This is a genomic window from Proteiniphilum sp., from assembly GCF_034331125.1.
Taxonomy (GTDB): Bacteria; Bacteroidota; Bacteroidia; order Bacteroidales; family Dysgonomonadaceae; genus Proteiniphilum; species Proteiniphilum saccharofermentans.
The window spans coordinates 37,324-53,032 of sequence record NZ_JAXQGC010000044.1 but is presented as its reverse complement, the minus strand read 5'-3'; the positions used below and the strand labels follow the sequence as shown (position 1 = coordinate 53,032).

Below are 15,709 nucleotides of genomic sequence, written 5' to 3'. Positions count from 1 at the left end.
TTGACAAAGCCTAAAATTATCTAAGTATCAACTTAAAACAATTACAAATGTATGAAGAAAAACAATTCAATGGGTAGTCAATTAACCGAAAAAATACCCATAAACCATTTTTTATTGATTATGCGCGCAACCTTTATTCTACTATTTACCTGCATATTTTGTGCTATGGCGGAAGTCGGCTATACTCAAAACGCCAGGGTTACGATTAACAAGCGTAATACAACTCTCAAAGGGGTGCTAAACGAAATCGAAAAACAAACCGATTATCTTTTTATCTACAACAATGAGGTGAATACAAATGAAAGGGTGTCGGTCAGAGGAAAGCAGGAAGCAGTCTCAGAAATACTCAATTCCCTGCTCAAGGATAAGGATATTGACTACACTATGGAAGGAAATCATATTATCCTCTCTATCGGAAAATCCGAAGACAATGGTAAGGAAATAGTCACAACCATTGTCCAACAACAAAAAAAACAGATAACTGGAAAAATTACTGACGAGCAGGGAGAATCTATTATCGGAGCTAATATTGTGGAAGTTGGGACAACCAATGGAACGGTTACTGATATAGATGGAAATTTCACTCTTCAGGTAGAAAACGATGCCACAATTCAGGTCTCTTATATAGGCTATCTGGAACAGATTATCAGTGTAAGTGACCAATCCAATTTTAACCTGATATTGATAGAAGATACTCAAGCGTTGGAAGAAGTGGTTGTTGTGGGATATGGGGTTCAGAGAAGGGCATCTGTTACAGGTTCCGTTGCGTCCATTCAGGCTTCAGACATCACAAGTGCCAAAACAGCCAGCGTAACCAATGCGTTAGCAGGAAAACTCCCCGGATTACGCGCAGTTCAAAGAAGCGGTGCTCCCGGAGACGATGCCGCATCAATTGATATCCGGGGCTATGGAAACGCTTTGATTATCGTGGATGGCATTGAGCGGGATTTCAATCAAATAGATGCAAACGATATTGAGTCTATCAGTATTCTAAAAGATGCATCTGCAGCCGTATACGGATTTAAAGGGGCAAACGGAGTAATATTGGTTACAACGAAAAAAGGACAGCAGGGGAAGGCCAAAATAGACTATACAGGATACTATGGTTTTCAGAAAATCACACGATATCCGACACTGATGAACGGGTACGAATATGCGTTACTCTATAATGAGGCTCAACAAAATCTGGGTGTTAACGCTCCCTTTTCAGATGAAGACCTGACGAAATTTAAGAATGGCATTGGTACAACTGATTGGTTTAATGAAACTGTACGAAGCACTATGCCTCAAATGTATCACAACGTAAGTGTTTCTGGAGGAAGTGAAAAAGTTAAATACTTTTTTTCTTTGGGCTTAACAGATCAGGAAGGCATGTATAAATCGAACGATTATAACTTTCAACGATATAATGTCCGATCAAACATAAACGCTGAAATAACCAAGAGTTTAACTGTTGATCTGCAATTAAGTGGACGTCTTGATTCAAGGCAAAAACCCTATGAAGCCGAACCATTGACACGCAGCATACAAATGGCAAGGCCTATTTATTCAATCTATGCCAATGACAACCCTGATTACTGGCAGGTTCCCGGGGACAAGGGAAATCCTATCCATTTATCTGAAATAGACAACGTTGGTTATTCTAATAGGGACAGAAGGGTCTTTAACGGAGCAATATCCTTCAATTGGAAAATCCCTTGGTTACAAGGCCTATCAGCGAAAGCCATGCTGGCATATGACTTTAATAACACGAACAATAAGAACTGGTATAAAGAATACTACGAGTATCTGTACGACGCTAGTACTGATACATATAATGTAGCAGGGAGTCATACGATATCCGAACTAACCGCAAAGAATGAAAATTATTTCAAACCGACACAACAATATTCTTTGAACTACAATAACGAATTTGGGAGTCATGATATTTCAGCTCTATTATTATGGGAATTATATAATGATAGAACTGAATGGGTGGAAGCATATCGTCAATTCTCTATCAGTGCAATTGACCAGATTAATGCCGGAGATAAAGTCAATATAAACAATGGAGGAAATGCCTCAGTATCGGCTCATCAAGGATTTGTAGGAAGGTTCAATTATGCCTATGCGAGCAAATATTTGGCTGAATTGAGTTTCAGATATGACGGTTCATACAAATTTGCACCCGAGAAAAGATGGGGGTTCTTCCCCGCAATTTCTTTAGGATGGAGAATTTCTGAAGAAAGTTTTTTTAAAGAGAAATTTGAAAATGTTGAAAACTTGAAACTGAGAGGTTCATATGGAAAAATTGGTGATGAAGGGGATTTTGCTGCATACCAATATCTATCCGGCTACACCTATCCAAATGGAAATTATGTGTTAGGCAGTGGTGGACTATCAAATGGAGCAAAGGATAAAGGAATGCCCAATCTGAATCTGACATGGTATGAATCCACTACTTTAAACATAGGTTTTGAAGCATCTGCCTATCAGGGATTATTATCTTTAGAATTCGATTATTTTCAACGAAAGAGAGAAGGATTGCTTGCCACTCGCTTGTTAACGTTACCTACGACATTCGGAAGATCTCTTCCGCAGGAAAATTTAAATTCAGATAATACAAAAGGATTTGAGATTGTCGTTGGTCATAGGAATAAAATTTCAGACTTTACATACGATATAAAAGGTAATTTTTCCGCTACCCGTTCTTCGTACGGTCATGTAGAAAGAGCTGAGTCCGCAAACATGTATGACAACTGGAGGAATAACACGAATGATCGTTTTAAATCCATCAGTTGGGGAAAGAAAGTTCTGGGTCAATTTCAGTCCTATGAAGATATTTTGAATTCACCTATACAAGATGGAAATGGAAATAAGTCTCTAATGCCGGGGGATCTGAAATACCAGGACTGGAATAACGATGGAATTATTGACGGGAAGGATGACCAGCCTATTGGGCATGGAGACAATCCCTGGATGTACTATGGTTTAAATTTATTCGGGAGCTATAAAAACATAGATGTTACATTATTTTTCCAAGGCGCAGCCGGACACGAGGTCTTCACAAGTGGAGATTTTATGGATCCTTTTATTCAACAGGGATTAGGCAACGGGTTAAATCTCTGGATGGATAGATGGCATAGGGAAGATCCTTCGGATCCCTATAGTAATTGGATCCCAGGCTTTATGCCCGCCCTTAGACCTGCCGGTTTTCAAGCAAATACCAGTAATAATACATGGACAATGCAAAAAGCAAGTTATTTACGTTTGAAAACCCTTGAAGTCGGTTACTCGTTTTCGGATAACTGGATAAAAGTAGTTGGACTTGAAAAACTCAGACTATATGTAAACTCTTTCAATCTTCTGACTTTTACCAATAATACAGGTATAATGAAATACATGGATCCGGAAAACAGTAATGGCCATTTTAGGTATTATCCACAGATGAAGACATTCAATTTTGGTATCAATCTTACATTTTAGTATTATGAACAAAATATTTATTACATTTTTAGCTATTGTTTGTTTCATTAGTTGTAGTGATTTTTTAAATAAAGAATCGTTTGATATCATTACTCCGGAACAAGTTTGGAAAGAGCCTAAATTAATTAACGGTGTTCTGGTTAATCTATATGACGGATTACAAGTGGAAGACTTTAATTACTGGTATAGAGATGCATGGAGATTAATGAATCCTACTTCAATGTCTGACGAGGCGCAGGGATCATTCCAGAAAGACCCTCTGTTTGATAATGGAAGTGCTACATATACCTACGAAGATGCATTATTCGAACAGAAATTCTCCAGTCGATATGTATTCATACGTAATTGTAATGACTTTTTAGAGCAGTTGGAGAGTGCAGAATCATTATCTTCTTCTCAAAAGGAACAGCTAAGTGCAGAAGTGAGATTCTTGCGGGCAATGCATTACTTCACATTGGTAAAAAGATACGGTGGTGTCCCACTTATCACAGCACCACAGGTATATGACCCCTCCAATCTTGAGTCATTGGCGGTTAGTAGGAACAAGGAAGTAGAGATTTATGATTTTATAGTTAGAGAATGTCAGGAAATATCTGAAATTCTTCCTGATATAAGACCTGAATCAGAGAAATATCGTGCTAATAAAGGAGCCACACTGGCTTTATGCTCAAGAGCTGCGCTCTATGCGGCCTCTATAGCCAAGTATGGTACAGTCCAATTGGATGGTGTAGTAGGAATAAATCAAAATGAAACTACACGGTTTTATCAGTCTTCTTATGATGCCTCCAAGGCCTTATTAGATCTGGGCATCTATTCACTCTACGAGAAAAATCCCAACGACAAGGTCCAGAATTATTATGAAATATTCATAAAAGGCAATGGTGACAATGGTGAATATATTTTCCAAAAGCAGTACAATGTAGCAGGAGGAAAAGGTCATGATTGGGATAAACGGAATGCTCCATTCTCATACCGAGGAGGTGGATGGGGATGCGGGATGGCTCCTACCCTGGAAATGATTGAAACCTATGAATATATTGATGGCACCAACGGAGAATTAAAGATAGAAGAAAATGGAGCTCCTCTAAGATTCTCTGATCCTTATTCTCTTTTTGAGGGTAAAGATCCAAGATTATTCGCTTCTGTATATCTTCCTGGATCACCCTGCAAAGACAGTGAAATTGAATGGATTAGAGGAATTATTGTTTCTGATACCGAAAGGCATCAAGCTACAAACCAACCCGATGGTGGAAACACAGTTGTAGTGGATGGCGTAATATACAGTACAAGTGGTAAGGATGGTGGTGCCGACGCTGGTGATGCTTCTAAAACCGGATTTTATCAAAAGAAATTCTGGGACGAGACGCTTACCGATATGAATATGGGCAAATCCGAAACTCCCTGGCCTGTTTTTCGTCTGGGGGAAATCTATTTAAATCTTGCGGAAGCAGCATTTGAACTGGAGAAAAAAGACGAAGCATTATCGGCCATTAATAAAATCAGAGAGAGGGCAGGAATTGTAAAACTGACTGACATATCAGTAGAAAAAATTCGTCATGAAAGAAAAGTAGAATTGGCTTTTGAAGGACATCGTTTTTGGGACATGAAACGTTGGAGGATTGCCCATCTTGACGTTAGCCAAGGAGGTCTAAATGGTTTTAAGGGTTCTGCATTATACCCGTGGTTTGATATCAGGGATGGCAAATTCATTTTCGAAAAAAATGCGAATACTCCCAAACAAACAAGAATTTTCCTGGAAAAAAATTATTACACAAGAATCCATAATGAAGATATGAACTCAAATCCGAAATTGGTTCAGAACCCAGGATATACAAACTAAATATTTTTATTTTAATATTGAGATGACATGAAAAAAAATATTATAATATCACTATCTTTCTGTTTTCTATTATTAATAAGCCTGAATGGATGTATTCATGGCTTAGATAACTATGATGCACCAAACGGAGGTATAAAAGGTTTTATTCTGGATGAAGAAACGAATAACCCCATACCATTCCCCGTACAGGGATCCACAGGTGTTATTGTAAAAATGTATGAGCAAAACACAAACGCGACGCAGTCTGTGGATTTCTATGCCAAATATGATGGAAGTTATGAAAATTCAAAAATTTTCAACAATGAATACAAGATTGTTGTGGATGGTCCTTTTGTAAATCCATGCGAAGGGACAGTAAAAGTGAATGGTGCTACTATGTTTGATCTCAAGGCCACTCCATTTTCAAGAATTGAAGCTTCAGCTAATTATGCTAATGGAACTGTCACGATTCAATATGAAGTAAAACCAACAAACGACTCTTTTACTGTCGATAATGTTTTCGGTTATTGGAATTTTGCTCCCGGAGTAGATGATGGTGCAGCTAATTATGCTAAAAAAGTAACCACCAAAGACATTCAGGGCCAAATATCATTTGATTTAAAGAATGACAATGTCTTTAAATCAAATGAATATAAAATCATCTCAAACGGGAATAAGATATATGTTCGGATTGGAGCTGCCATTAAAGGAAAAATCAACTATAGTACAATAATAGCTGTTCAACTTTAACATATATCTTTCAATGATTAAAAAATACTTTCATAGTTACATTATTTAAATCTGCATCTTAGCAAATACTCATTAATATTCAAACTCATCCAAATCAGAAAAAATATCCTCTTGATTTGGTCGCCTCCGGTCAGGGATTACCGATCAGACCCAATAGGGACTAACAGTCCTGAGATGAGGTCTGATCGGCTAATACCTTCGGGTACCCGGATTAATGCGGGAAAAACGATCACGATGCCCACAGGAGCGGCAAGGATGTTTAATGCAGTCCCTTACGGCACTCACAGGACAAGGGTGTTGAGAAGGAGATGAACTATTGAAATCAATTGAAATAAAAAACATGATGCGAGAAACTCTTTTTTTTATAGCTTTCTTATTTACCTGCCTGTGCTACGGACAAGAGATAAAGAATGAACGTCTTTATGATTGTATACTGAGTTCACGTGATGGACATGGTGGAGAATATACCTGGAAGATGAGAAGGGCAGGAGAAGTTCACAGTAAGGCCGAAGATGTTTCCACACCAAAGGTGTCTACAGACGACTGGATACCGGCCATCGTCCCGGGGACTGTACTAAACTCATTGGTGCATAACAAAATCTATCCGGAACCCTACTATGGTTTGAATAATAAACTGGAATCAAATCTAATTCCGGATATATACCATGTAGGTCGTGACTTTTATACCTACTGGTTTCGTACCGAATTTGAAACGCCAACAGCTCATTTTAAAAATAGAAAAACGTGGTTGCAGGTCGACGGCATTAATTATCGTGCCGAGATATGGCTGAATGGTAACATGGTTGGAAATATCGCCGGTATGTTTTATCAGGACCACATTGATATTTCTGATTATATTTATCTCGACAAAAAAAATATATTGGCAGTAAAGGTCTATCCTGTGGATGTACCAGGTACGATTAAATCAAAAGGTAAAAAAACTATCGGAGCATTGAATGATGAATTCCAGAACGGAGGAAACGGAGAAATTGGGAAAAACGTCACACAACTCATGACAGTCGGTTGGGATTTCACCTATTTGGATGGTATCCGCGATCGAAATACGGGTATTTGGAAAGATATCTCTATTTATACAACAGGAAATGTTAGTTTACGCCATCCTTTTGTAAAGTCGGATTTATCTAAACCTGATTATAATGTCTCAAGACAGACAATATCCGTTGAAGTGATTAACCCGAATAACAATTGGACGATACAGGATGTTACAATTGTAGGAGAAATCAAGGATGAAAACGTGCGCTTTGAAAAGCAAGTCCAATTAGCCAGGGGAGAGCGAAAAGAGATATCTTTTAGTCCGGAAGAATATCCGCAATTGGTTTTAAAGAATCCACGTTTATGGTGGCCGATTAATAAAGGGAAGCAAGAACTCTACAACCTGTCACTAAAAATTCTGGATAAGGATAAAAACCTTATAGATTCGATCTCTACCCGTTTTGGCATACGTGAAATCACTTCCAATACGGCTACTCCTGATAAATCCCGAACATTTTACATAAACGGGAAACCTATTTTTATAAGAGGAACAAACTGGCTCCCGGAAAACATGCTCAGAAACTCGGAAGAACGTACATATGCACAACTTCGCTATACAGCTCAAGCCGGGATAAACCTGATACGTTTCTGGGGAGGAGGCATTACAGAATCCGATTATTTCTTCCAACTATGTGATGAATTGGGAATCATGGTCTGGACGGAATTCTGGATGACTGGGGATACCAAACATCCTGTCGATGAGAGTATCTATTACAATAACGTGACCTCAACAGTCAAACGGATTCGGAACCATCCCTCTTTAGCGTATTATGTTTCTTCCAATGAATCCACAGAAATGTCCTATACCGAAGCATTAATCCAGAACCTGGATGGAACCCGCGGATATCAAATGCAATCGGAGTGTTGTGGAGTTCACGATGGCAGTCCATATAAGCAGGTCAATATCATGTGCCATTACGAAAATACAGCTTCAGACAGAGGTAGTCGTATAGACGGCTTTAATCCTGAGTATGGTGCACCATGCCTGCCAACGGTAGAATGTTTACGTGAAATGATGGACGAAAAAGATTTGTGGCCCATTAATAAGGAGGTATGGGATTATTCGGATGGTAACGGATTTCATTTAATGACCGGAATGTACCGCGATATGGTAAATGAGTACGGAATTTCGAAAAGTATAGATGAATTTGCAGAAAAGGGTCAATTGGTGGGAGCTTTTAATTATAAAAGTATATGGGAGGTATGGAATTATAACAAATTGAACCAGGGTGACCGCTATTGTTCCGGATTTTTGTTTTGGTATCATAATCCCCCGATTCGTCAGGTTTGTTCGAGAATGTGGGATTGGTCGTTGGAACCGACGGCAGCACTTTATGCCGCACAAAATGCTTGTGAACCCCTGCACCCCCAATTCGATTTTTTGAGAAACACGGTTTCTGTAGTCAACGATTATTACCGATCTTTTACGAATTATAAAGTGCTGGCTGATGTGTATGATTTGAACGGGAAAAAAGTTTTCTCAAAAGAAATGACCGTGAATCTACCGGAGGATGGAGTTGCAAAAGATCTTTTTACGATAGATTTTCCACCAACTATTACGAGTGTTCACTTTATTAAGTTGAGGCTTCTGGATGAAAAAGGCACGGAAGTGGGCAATAATTTTTATTGGCGATCTAATTCGCATTACGAAGGACGTAAAACATTAACAGGCCCAACAACCTCCGGCTTTCAGGATTTATCAAAGTTAAAACAGACTAAATTGGAGATAAGCTATCGTGAACATAAAGAAGAAGAGTGTTATTTAATAGACATAGAGGTCAAAAATACTTCACGCACAATTGCATTCTTTACACAACTTCAACTTCTTGATGAGAATGATAAGCCAATACGTCCATCTTTTTATTCCGATAATTTCTTTTCACTGCTACCCGGAGAAAGAAAAGCAATTCGAATCGAAACAAACGCTCAGAAATTAGTCGCGAACTCAAAACTTATTTTAAAGGGATGGAATGTAAAAAAAGAAATTTACAATTTGTGTCACCACTAAAAAATTAGGATAACAATTACAACTACAAATTTTATAACTACTATATTTTTTGCTTATTTATGAAAAAAAAATATTCAATTTTTATTTTACTGCTTATTACAGTTATAGCCGGATCCTGTAGTAATGCAAAACAACAGTCCTCAGAAGAGAAAGCTAAATTACCCCAATGGGCCATAGGACCTTTTGAACGTCCTGAAAATCCTAATCCTGTTATTTCTCCTCTTCCGACGAAGTTTTATTGCCCGATGAAGGGTGATACTATAAAATGGGAAGAAAGCGATACTTTCAATCCTGCAGCAACAGTAAAAGAGGGAAAGATCGTAGTGCTTTACAGGGCCGAAGACAATTCAGCTCAAGGGATTGGTAAGCGTACGTCCCGTATCGGGTATGCCGAATCGAAAGACGGCATAACGATGGAACGCCGTACAGAACCGGTGCTTTTCCCCATGGAGGATGCTTTCAAATCCATCGAGTGGCCGGGAGGTTGTGAGGACCCCCGGGTTGCCATGACAGAAGATGGGCTCTATGTAATGCTTTACACAGCATGGAACCGGGAGACGCCCCGTCTGGCCGTAGCGACATCCCACGATTTAATTCAATGGGAAAAGCACGGCCTCGCTTTTGGCAAAGCCTATAATGGGCGCTTCGAAAACCTGGCCTGCAAATCGGCATCCATTGTCACTAAAGTAAAAGATGGTCAATTAGTTATTACAAAATTTAATGGAAAATACTTTATGTACTGGGGCGAACATGCTGTATGTGCTGCCGTTTCTGACGATCTTATCAATTGGGAACCCGTACTGAATGAACAAAATGAATTGAAGGAAATCGCTAAACCTCGAAAAGGATTTTTCGATAGCAGACTGACCGAGTGTGGACCACCGGCAATTATTACTCAGGATGGGATCGTGTTGATGTATAATGGTAAAAATGGAGATGAAAAGGATGGAGATACAGATTATCCGGCAGGCTCTTATTGTGCCGGACAGTTTCTATTCGATCTCAATGATCCTTATAAAATATTGGATCGTTTGGATAAACCGTTTTTCTATCCTGATGCACCGTTTGAAAAGAGTGGACAGTATAAAGACGGGACCGTCTTCATTGAGGGACTAGCCTATCTCGATAATCGATTTTACCTCTATTACGGATGCGCCGATTCACATGTGGCTGTAGCTATTAATGATGCAAAGAAAAAGAATATGAACAAGTAACAATTATTTTTGAATTCTTTTACTCATGGAGTAAGCAGTTTGATATCGAATTTCGGTGAAAGTATAGGGTACAGGGTGGCAGGAAGAACTTTCTTGTTGCCCTGTACATATCATTATTCATACCGCTTAGAATAGATATTCTTCAAAATTGTATATTTTTGCAATGGTGTGAATAAAAAAATGGAAATTATAAATTTGCCGTTTGTTTCAGATGATGGGATATCCTTTCCGATGGCACGTAGTGCCTGAAAATGGATAATATCGATATTGAAAATCAAAAATATAAATTTATTTGTATGCACAAAAAATGGATCATTGTTTCACTTTTCATCGTGATCGCTTTCACGTTGAATGCCCAGAAACTCTCTTTTAAGAAAGACAGGACATTCAAGATCGTACAGTTTACCGACATGCATTACATGCATGGGAATCCGAAATCAGACACAACCCTGATGCTTATACCCAGGATACTGGATGAAGAGAAGCCTGATATGGTGGTATTTACCGGCGACATCGTAACAGGGAAACCGGTAGAGGAAGGTTGGGATGCCGTAACAAAATTCGTGATCGATCGCAAGATACCATTTGCCGTAACTTTGGGTAATCACGATCATGAACAGGGTGTAACAAGGGAAGAGATTGCTGATATTGTTACCGCCTACCCTTTCAACATCAACAGGTTGTCGGATGTCAGCAGAGGTAGGGTAATGGACAATGTGATTCCGGTCTATAGCAGTGAAAAACCACTGAAAGAAGCAGCTCTGATCTACTGTTTCGATACAGGAGCCTATTCCACGATAGATGGTGTAAGTGGTTACGATTGGGTAACCACCAGGCAGATAGAATGGTATCGGGAACAAAGTATCCATTATACCGTCAAAAATAATTTCCAGCCGCTACCCGCCCTCGCCTATTTTCATATTCCGTTGCCTGAATACCGGTTAGCATTCAACGATGAAAAGAACGTACGCTATGGGGAAAGAAAGGAAGACGAATGCCCTCCCGGACTTAATTCGGGTATGTTCCTATCGATGAAGGAGATGGGGGATGTTATGGGCACATTTGTGGGACATGACCATGTGAATGATTATGTAGTAAATTACTATGGTATAGCCTTGGCTTACGGGCATTTCAGCGGTTGGAAGACCACCTATACCCCTGAAATCAACGGAGCCCGCGTAGTAGTGCTCAAGGAAGGAAAACGGGCATTCGACACATGGCTCCACCAGTTAGATGGAACTATTCGGCACAAGGTTTCGTATCCGGCAGAGTTTACCAATCCGGGGAGATAGTTTTTTCATAAAAGAAATACTTACTTATTCAGTGGCAGAATTTATTCCTTGTCATCGAATATTTATTTGGTGCTTTCTTGGGTTATATCAAAATTACCATTCAAAGTTCTCCGTGGACGATAAACTCAAATCCTTTATTTAAGTTTTGACTTTATTTATTATTCTTGATGACAGTTTCCAACCAAACAATCATTTCATCTAAATATGTTTCTATAATATTCCAAACTATCTCATAATCAACTCCAAAATAATCATGGACTATTCTATTACGAAATCCACGTATTCTTGTCCATTCAATCTCCGGATTTTTGTCTCTAAAATCCGGGACAATCCGATTTGCGGCTTCCCCAATTATTTCGAAATTTCTAACAACCGCATCTTTGGTCTTATCATCCGCTAAAAATGAATTATAATCATGACCTTTTACATATCGCTTAATCTTTTGAGCAGATTGCAACATATCATCTAACAGGAACAAAATATCACGTTTAGACATATAGTAGATCCGAACCTATTGATTCTAAATATTTTTCTTTAATACCATTTTTTGAAACCAAATCCACCTTAAATCCAAGAATGTCTTCCAATTCTTCGGCTAAATCAATAAATCTTACGCCAATCTTGTCAGAAAACTCGACAAGAATATCCAAATCGCTGGAATCGTTTTGTTCTCTTCTAGAATAAGAGCCAAAAATCGCCATTGATTTAATAGGATAACTATCAAATAATCTGCTTTTATGATTATACAAAGCACGTGTTACTTCTTCTAATGTCCTCATAACACAAAAATACTATTTCTTATCCAATCACAAAATTCATTCACTCATTTTTTATGTTTTTGATTAAATTAGAGACGCTTAAAAAATTGGTAGTTTTCTCGTAAATCGACCGGATTCATTTTATTTAATTATTTTTGTCCACGGAATAAAAACCCTCAACAATGAACAATACACGTAACATGAAAAAACGATTAAAGTAAAATGAGTATCGTTACACTCTCTATCCTGGTTCTGCTGGGCATCGTACTTATCGTGATACTCACTTCCGTCACGAAACTAAACGCGTTTGCTTCGCTGTTTATCGTGGCCCTGTTGTTGGCCATGATCACCCTCCCTGATAAAGATGTGGTCGGAATCCTGAAAGAGGGGTTTGGGAGTACCATGGCATCCCTCGGGTTTCTGATTATTTTCGGGACGATTATTGCCGTGGTGTTGGAAAAAACAGGCGGTGCCATAAGCATCGCTAATTATATTTTGTCGAAGACAGGACACGGTAAAGCCGCTTCAGCAATGGACTGGCTTCATTTTTCATATTGTGATAAAAAAAGATGAGAAAGAAAGCCGAAGAAATATTTCTCGCCGGAGTTGAAAGTGTTTTGCCTGAAAAATTGATTCAAAGACAAATAAAACGGAATGATGATATACTGCAAATTACCGGTAAATCATACCCGTTATCCCGATTCAGGCATATTTACGTTTTGGCAGCCGGAAAAGCAGCCGCTTTAATGGCTAAAGAAACCGAACAAATTTTAGGCGACAAAACAACAGGGGGGCACGTTGTTACCAAATACGGGCACGAAACAAATTTAAAATACCTGAAACTTACCGAAGCGGGACATCCGATACCGGACGCTGAAGGCGTGAAAGGGACACGAAAAATGCTGGACATTGCCCGGCAAGCCGGTGAAGAAGACCTGGTTGTCTGTCTGATATCGGGCGGTGCATCAGCACTGATGGCGGATTTCCTTGAAGGAACCACGCTCGATGACCTGAGACATGCAAATGAACTGCTGGTAAAATGCGGTGCTGATATTACCGAAATAAATGCCGTGCGCAAACATCTTTCGAACGTGAAAGGCGGACAACTTGCCAAAACGCTTTATCCGGCAACAACCGTTTGCCTGATTTTATCGGATGTTACCGGTGACCGCCTCGATGTCATTGCTTCCGGCCCTACCTTCGGGGACACCAGCACTTTTGCCGACGCCTGGGCAGTCATCGAAAAGTATTCGCTGGAAAATTCTTTCCCGTCTCCCATGCTGAACCATTTGAAAAAAGGATTGACCGGTTTAATTCCCGAAACACCCAAGCCGGACGATGCTATTTTCAGGAACGTCCAAAATTACATAATCGGGAATAACTTACTGGCACTTGAAGGTGCGTCGCGTAAAGCACATGAGCTTGGTTTTAAAACCTATATCATTACTGACAAGCTAAAGGGAGATTATACGAATGTAGCTGATTTTATTCTGAAAACAATCGAAAATTACCAACAAGCTGCCGGCAAAAAGCCCGTTTGCCTGCTTTTTGGGGGTGAACCGACTGTAAAAGTTTCGGGAAATGGATCGGGCGGGCGCAATCAGCACCTGGCCTTGTATTTATCTACTAAAATTGATCACAAAAAACACATTACCATCTTATGTGCAGGAACAGACGGTACAGATGGACCGACCGATGCCGCGGGAGCCGTTGTTGATAATGAAACGATAGTTACTGCGGTGAAGAAAAATATCGATCCCCGGCTTTTTCTCCAAAATTCCGATTCTTACCATTTTTTCCAACAAGCCGGCGGTCATATTATCACCGGAAACACACGGACGAATGTAATGGATATGGTAGTAGTCGTGATGGAAGCTTTACCGCTTCCATAGTTTTTCCATTTCTTCAAGCGATTTACCTTTGGTTTCAGGAACCATCTTCCATACGAATAATGCTGAAATGACAGCCATCAACCCATAAAAACCATAAGTCATTCCACTGCTGAATTCCATCATTGCAGGATATGTAGAAGAAATCAGATAATTGGCGAACCACTGAAAAGCAACGGCTACCGCTACGGCCTGCCCACGGATCTTGTTCGGAAAGATTTCTGATATCAGCACCCAACAGATCGGACCCCATGACATCATAAAAGAGGCAGTATATATAATGATAAATATTAATGTACCAATACCTATAATATTATTAAAAGCCAATGCCGATATGGCAAACATGCCTATAGCCATCCCTATCGATCCTGTAATAAGAAGCGGTTTCCTACCCCACTTATCAACGGAAAGAATAGCGACAACCGTAAAGACAACATTCACAAAGCCCATTACGATAGTCTGCAACATTGAAGCATCTTTGGCCGCTCCCATACTTTCAAAAATACGGGGAGCATAATAAAGCGCTACATTTATCCCTACAAATTGCTGAAAGACCGATAAAAGAATACCTATAATTATCACTATTTTTCCATATGAGAATAGCTTTGCCCTTTCAGTTGTCTGCCCTATAGACTGCTTAATCTCTGAGAAAATCGTTTGCGTTTTCAGCTTGTCGCTATAAATTTTGTTCAAAACCGACATTGCCTGTTCATTCCGGTTTGACAGCACCAGAAACCTCGGCGTCTCGGGAACCAGAAGTAATAAAACCCCGAATAATGCCGCAGGAATAGCTTCCGACGCAAACATATACCTCCATCCTACGGTATTTATCCATTCTATACTCTGTCCATATGCAATTGCCCAATTCACAAAGTACACCACCAACATTCCGAGGATAATGGCAAACTGGTTGAATGAAACCAGTCGACCGCGGATATCAGCAGGCGCTATCTCGCTGATATACATAGGCGATACTGCTGAAGCAAGTCCTACCCCAATACCTCCAAGGATACGGTAGAAATTAAACATCAGCAGTAATCCTATCGAGGGTTCTCCACTGGTAAAGAATAATACTTCCGGATAACCCGATCCTAAGGCGGAGAGGAAAAAGAGTACCGAGGCAAATAACAATGTCCTCTTACGTCCAAGGCGGTTCGAAAAGAATCCCGACAAAACTCCCCCGATTATGCAACCGATCAATGCACTCGACACTGTCGCTCCATGTATCAGGGAATTCAGGCCCAACGGTCTGATAAGAAAGGCTTCGATAGATTTCTCCGCTCCCGAAATAACCGCCGTATCATACCCAAAAAGTAATCCTCCCAGGGTAGCAACCAATGTGATACCAAACAAATAAGGTTTATTATACTGTTTTATCATGTTTCAGAAAATAAAACAATGAAAGAGGGTGTCCGACAAAGTCTTCATGGGTTCAGTATCCTGATGGATCGGGAGGAAGAC

The 15,709-nt window shown here is 39.7% G+C and carries 12 protein-coding genes; 9 read left to right on the top strand and 3 right to left on the bottom strand.

The features are described from left to right. Positions 1-69: 69 nt before the first annotated feature. The 7 genes from U2P89_RS10980 (at position 70) to U2P89_RS10950 (ending at position 11,601) form a co-directional block, all read left to right on the top strand. Positions 70-3,465, top strand: a complete 3,396-nt coding sequence (locus U2P89_RS10980) for a TonB-dependent receptor (protein ID WP_416188635.1) — start codon at positions 70-72, stop codon at positions 3,463-3,465. Between the two features lie 4 nt (positions 3,466-3,469). After that, entirely contained in the window at positions 3,470-5,305 is a 1,836-nt protein-coding gene (locus U2P89_RS10975; protein WP_313381783.1) for a RagB/SusD family nutrient uptake outer membrane protein, read from the top strand. Between the two features lie 27 nt (positions 5,306-5,332). After that, positions 5,333-6,034 carry a DUF3823 domain-containing protein gene (locus U2P89_RS10970; RefSeq protein ID WP_313381784.1) on the top strand — a complete coding sequence of 234 codons (702 nt, stop codon included), beginning with the start codon at positions 5,333-5,335 and terminating at the stop codon, positions 6,032-6,034. 174 nt (positions 6,035-6,208) lie between these two features. Further along, the gene (locus U2P89_RS10965; protein ID WP_313381785.1) at positions 6,209-6,346 is read left to right on the top strand and encodes a hypothetical protein; all 138 of its coding nucleotides are present in this window, start codon (positions 6,209-6,211) and stop codon (positions 6,344-6,346) included. Between the two features lie 28 nt (positions 6,347-6,374). Next, positions 6,375-9,095, top strand: a complete 2,721-nt coding sequence (locus tag U2P89_RS10960; RefSeq protein WP_313381786.1) for a glycoside hydrolase family 2 protein — start codon at positions 6,375-6,377, stop codon at positions 9,093-9,095. A gap of 59 nt (positions 9,096-9,154) precedes the next feature. After that, the gene (locus U2P89_RS10955) at positions 9,155-10,309 is read left to right on the top strand and encodes a glycoside hydrolase family 130 protein (protein WP_313381787.1); all 1,155 of its coding nucleotides are present in this window, start codon (positions 9,155-9,157) and stop codon (positions 10,307-10,309) included. A gap of 296 nt (positions 10,310-10,605) precedes the next feature. Beyond that, positions 10,606-11,601 carry a metallophosphoesterase family protein gene (locus tag U2P89_RS10950; protein WP_313381788.1) on the top strand — a complete coding sequence of 332 codons (996 nt, stop codon included), beginning with the start codon at positions 10,606-10,608 and terminating at the stop codon, positions 11,599-11,601. 151 nt (positions 11,602-11,752) lie between these two features. Here U2P89_RS10950 and U2P89_RS10945 read toward each other — a convergent pair whose 3' ends face one another. Together U2P89_RS10945 and U2P89_RS10940 are read right to left on the bottom strand one after the other, a co-directional pair. Next, positions 11,753-12,097 (bottom strand): DUF86 domain-containing protein, encoded by a 345-nt coding sequence (locus U2P89_RS10945; protein WP_019538929.1) that lies wholly within the window; start codon positions 12,095-12,097, stop codon positions 11,753-11,755. Continuing rightward, positions 12,090-12,380, bottom strand: coding sequence for a nucleotidyltransferase family protein (locus U2P89_RS10940; protein WP_019538928.1), 291 nt, complete (start codon positions 12,378-12,380; stop codon positions 12,090-12,092). The genes U2P89_RS10945 and U2P89_RS10940 overlap by 8 nt, the downstream gene beginning before the upstream one ends. Positions 12,381-12,581: 201 nt before the next feature. On the opposite strand from U2P89_RS10940, the gene U2P89_RS10935 reads away from it, so the two are divergent. Both U2P89_RS10935 and U2P89_RS10930 read left to right on the top strand, forming a co-directional pair. Beyond that, positions 12,582-12,932 (top strand): hypothetical protein, encoded by a 351-nt coding sequence (locus tag U2P89_RS10935; protein ID WP_313381789.1) that lies wholly within the window; start codon positions 12,582-12,584, stop codon positions 12,930-12,932. After that, positions 12,929-14,251, top strand: a complete 1,323-nt coding sequence (locus U2P89_RS10930; RefSeq protein WP_322191419.1) for a glycerate kinase — start codon at positions 12,929-12,931, stop codon at positions 14,249-14,251. The genes U2P89_RS10935 and U2P89_RS10930 overlap by 4 nt, the downstream gene beginning before the upstream one ends. On the opposite strand, the gene xylE is transcribed toward U2P89_RS10930, so the two are convergent. Continuing rightward, the gene (gene xylE / locus U2P89_RS10925; RefSeq protein ID WP_026327195.1) at positions 14,237-15,628 is read right to left on the bottom strand and encodes a D-xylose transporter XylE; all 1,392 of its coding nucleotides are present in this window, start codon (positions 15,626-15,628) and stop codon (positions 14,237-14,239) included. The two genes, U2P89_RS10930 and xylE, sit on opposite strands and share 15 nt — an antisense overlap. Positions 15,629-15,709: the final 81 nt, after the last annotated feature.

Bases quoted from the DNA above. Each gene is read 5' to 3' on its own strand.
- U2P89_RS10980 (WP_416188635.1), top strand. From the start codon at position 70: ATGGGTAGTCAATTAACCGAAAAAATACCCATAAACCATTTTTTATTG.
- U2P89_RS10975 (WP_313381783.1), top strand. From the start codon at position 3,470: ATGAACAAAATATTTATTACATTTTTAGCTATTGTTTGTTTCATTAGT.
- U2P89_RS10970 (WP_313381784.1), top strand. From the start codon at position 5,333: ATGAAAAAAAATATTATAATATCACTATCTTTCTGTTTTCTATTATTA.
- U2P89_RS10965 (WP_313381785.1), top strand. From the start codon at position 6,209: ATGAGGTCTGATCGGCTAATACCTTCGGGTACCCGGATTAATGCGGGA.
- U2P89_RS10960 (WP_313381786.1), top strand. From the start codon at position 6,375: ATGATGCGAGAAACTCTTTTTTTTATAGCTTTCTTATTTACCTGCCTG.
- U2P89_RS10955 (WP_313381787.1), top strand. From the start codon at position 9,155: ATGAAAAAAAAATATTCAATTTTTATTTTACTGCTTATTACAGTTATA.
- U2P89_RS10950 (WP_313381788.1), top strand. From the start codon at position 10,606: ATGCACAAAAAATGGATCATTGTTTCACTTTTCATCGTGATCGCTTTC.
- U2P89_RS10945 (WP_019538929.1), bottom strand. From the start codon at position 12,097: ATGTCTAAACGTGATATTTTGTTCCTGTTAGATGATATGTTGCAATCT.
- U2P89_RS10940 (WP_019538928.1), bottom strand. From the start codon at position 12,380: ATGAGGACATTAGAAGAAGTAACACGTGCTTTGTATAATCATAAAAGC.
- U2P89_RS10935 (WP_313381789.1), top strand. From the start codon at position 12,582: ATGAGTATCGTTACACTCTCTATCCTGGTTCTGCTGGGCATCGTACTT.
- U2P89_RS10930 (WP_322191419.1), top strand. From the start codon at position 12,929: ATGAGAAAGAAAGCCGAAGAAATATTTCTCGCCGGAGTTGAAAGTGTT.
- xylE (WP_026327195.1), bottom strand. From the start codon at position 15,628: ATGATAAAACAGTATAATAAACCTTATTTGTTTGGTATCACATTGGTT.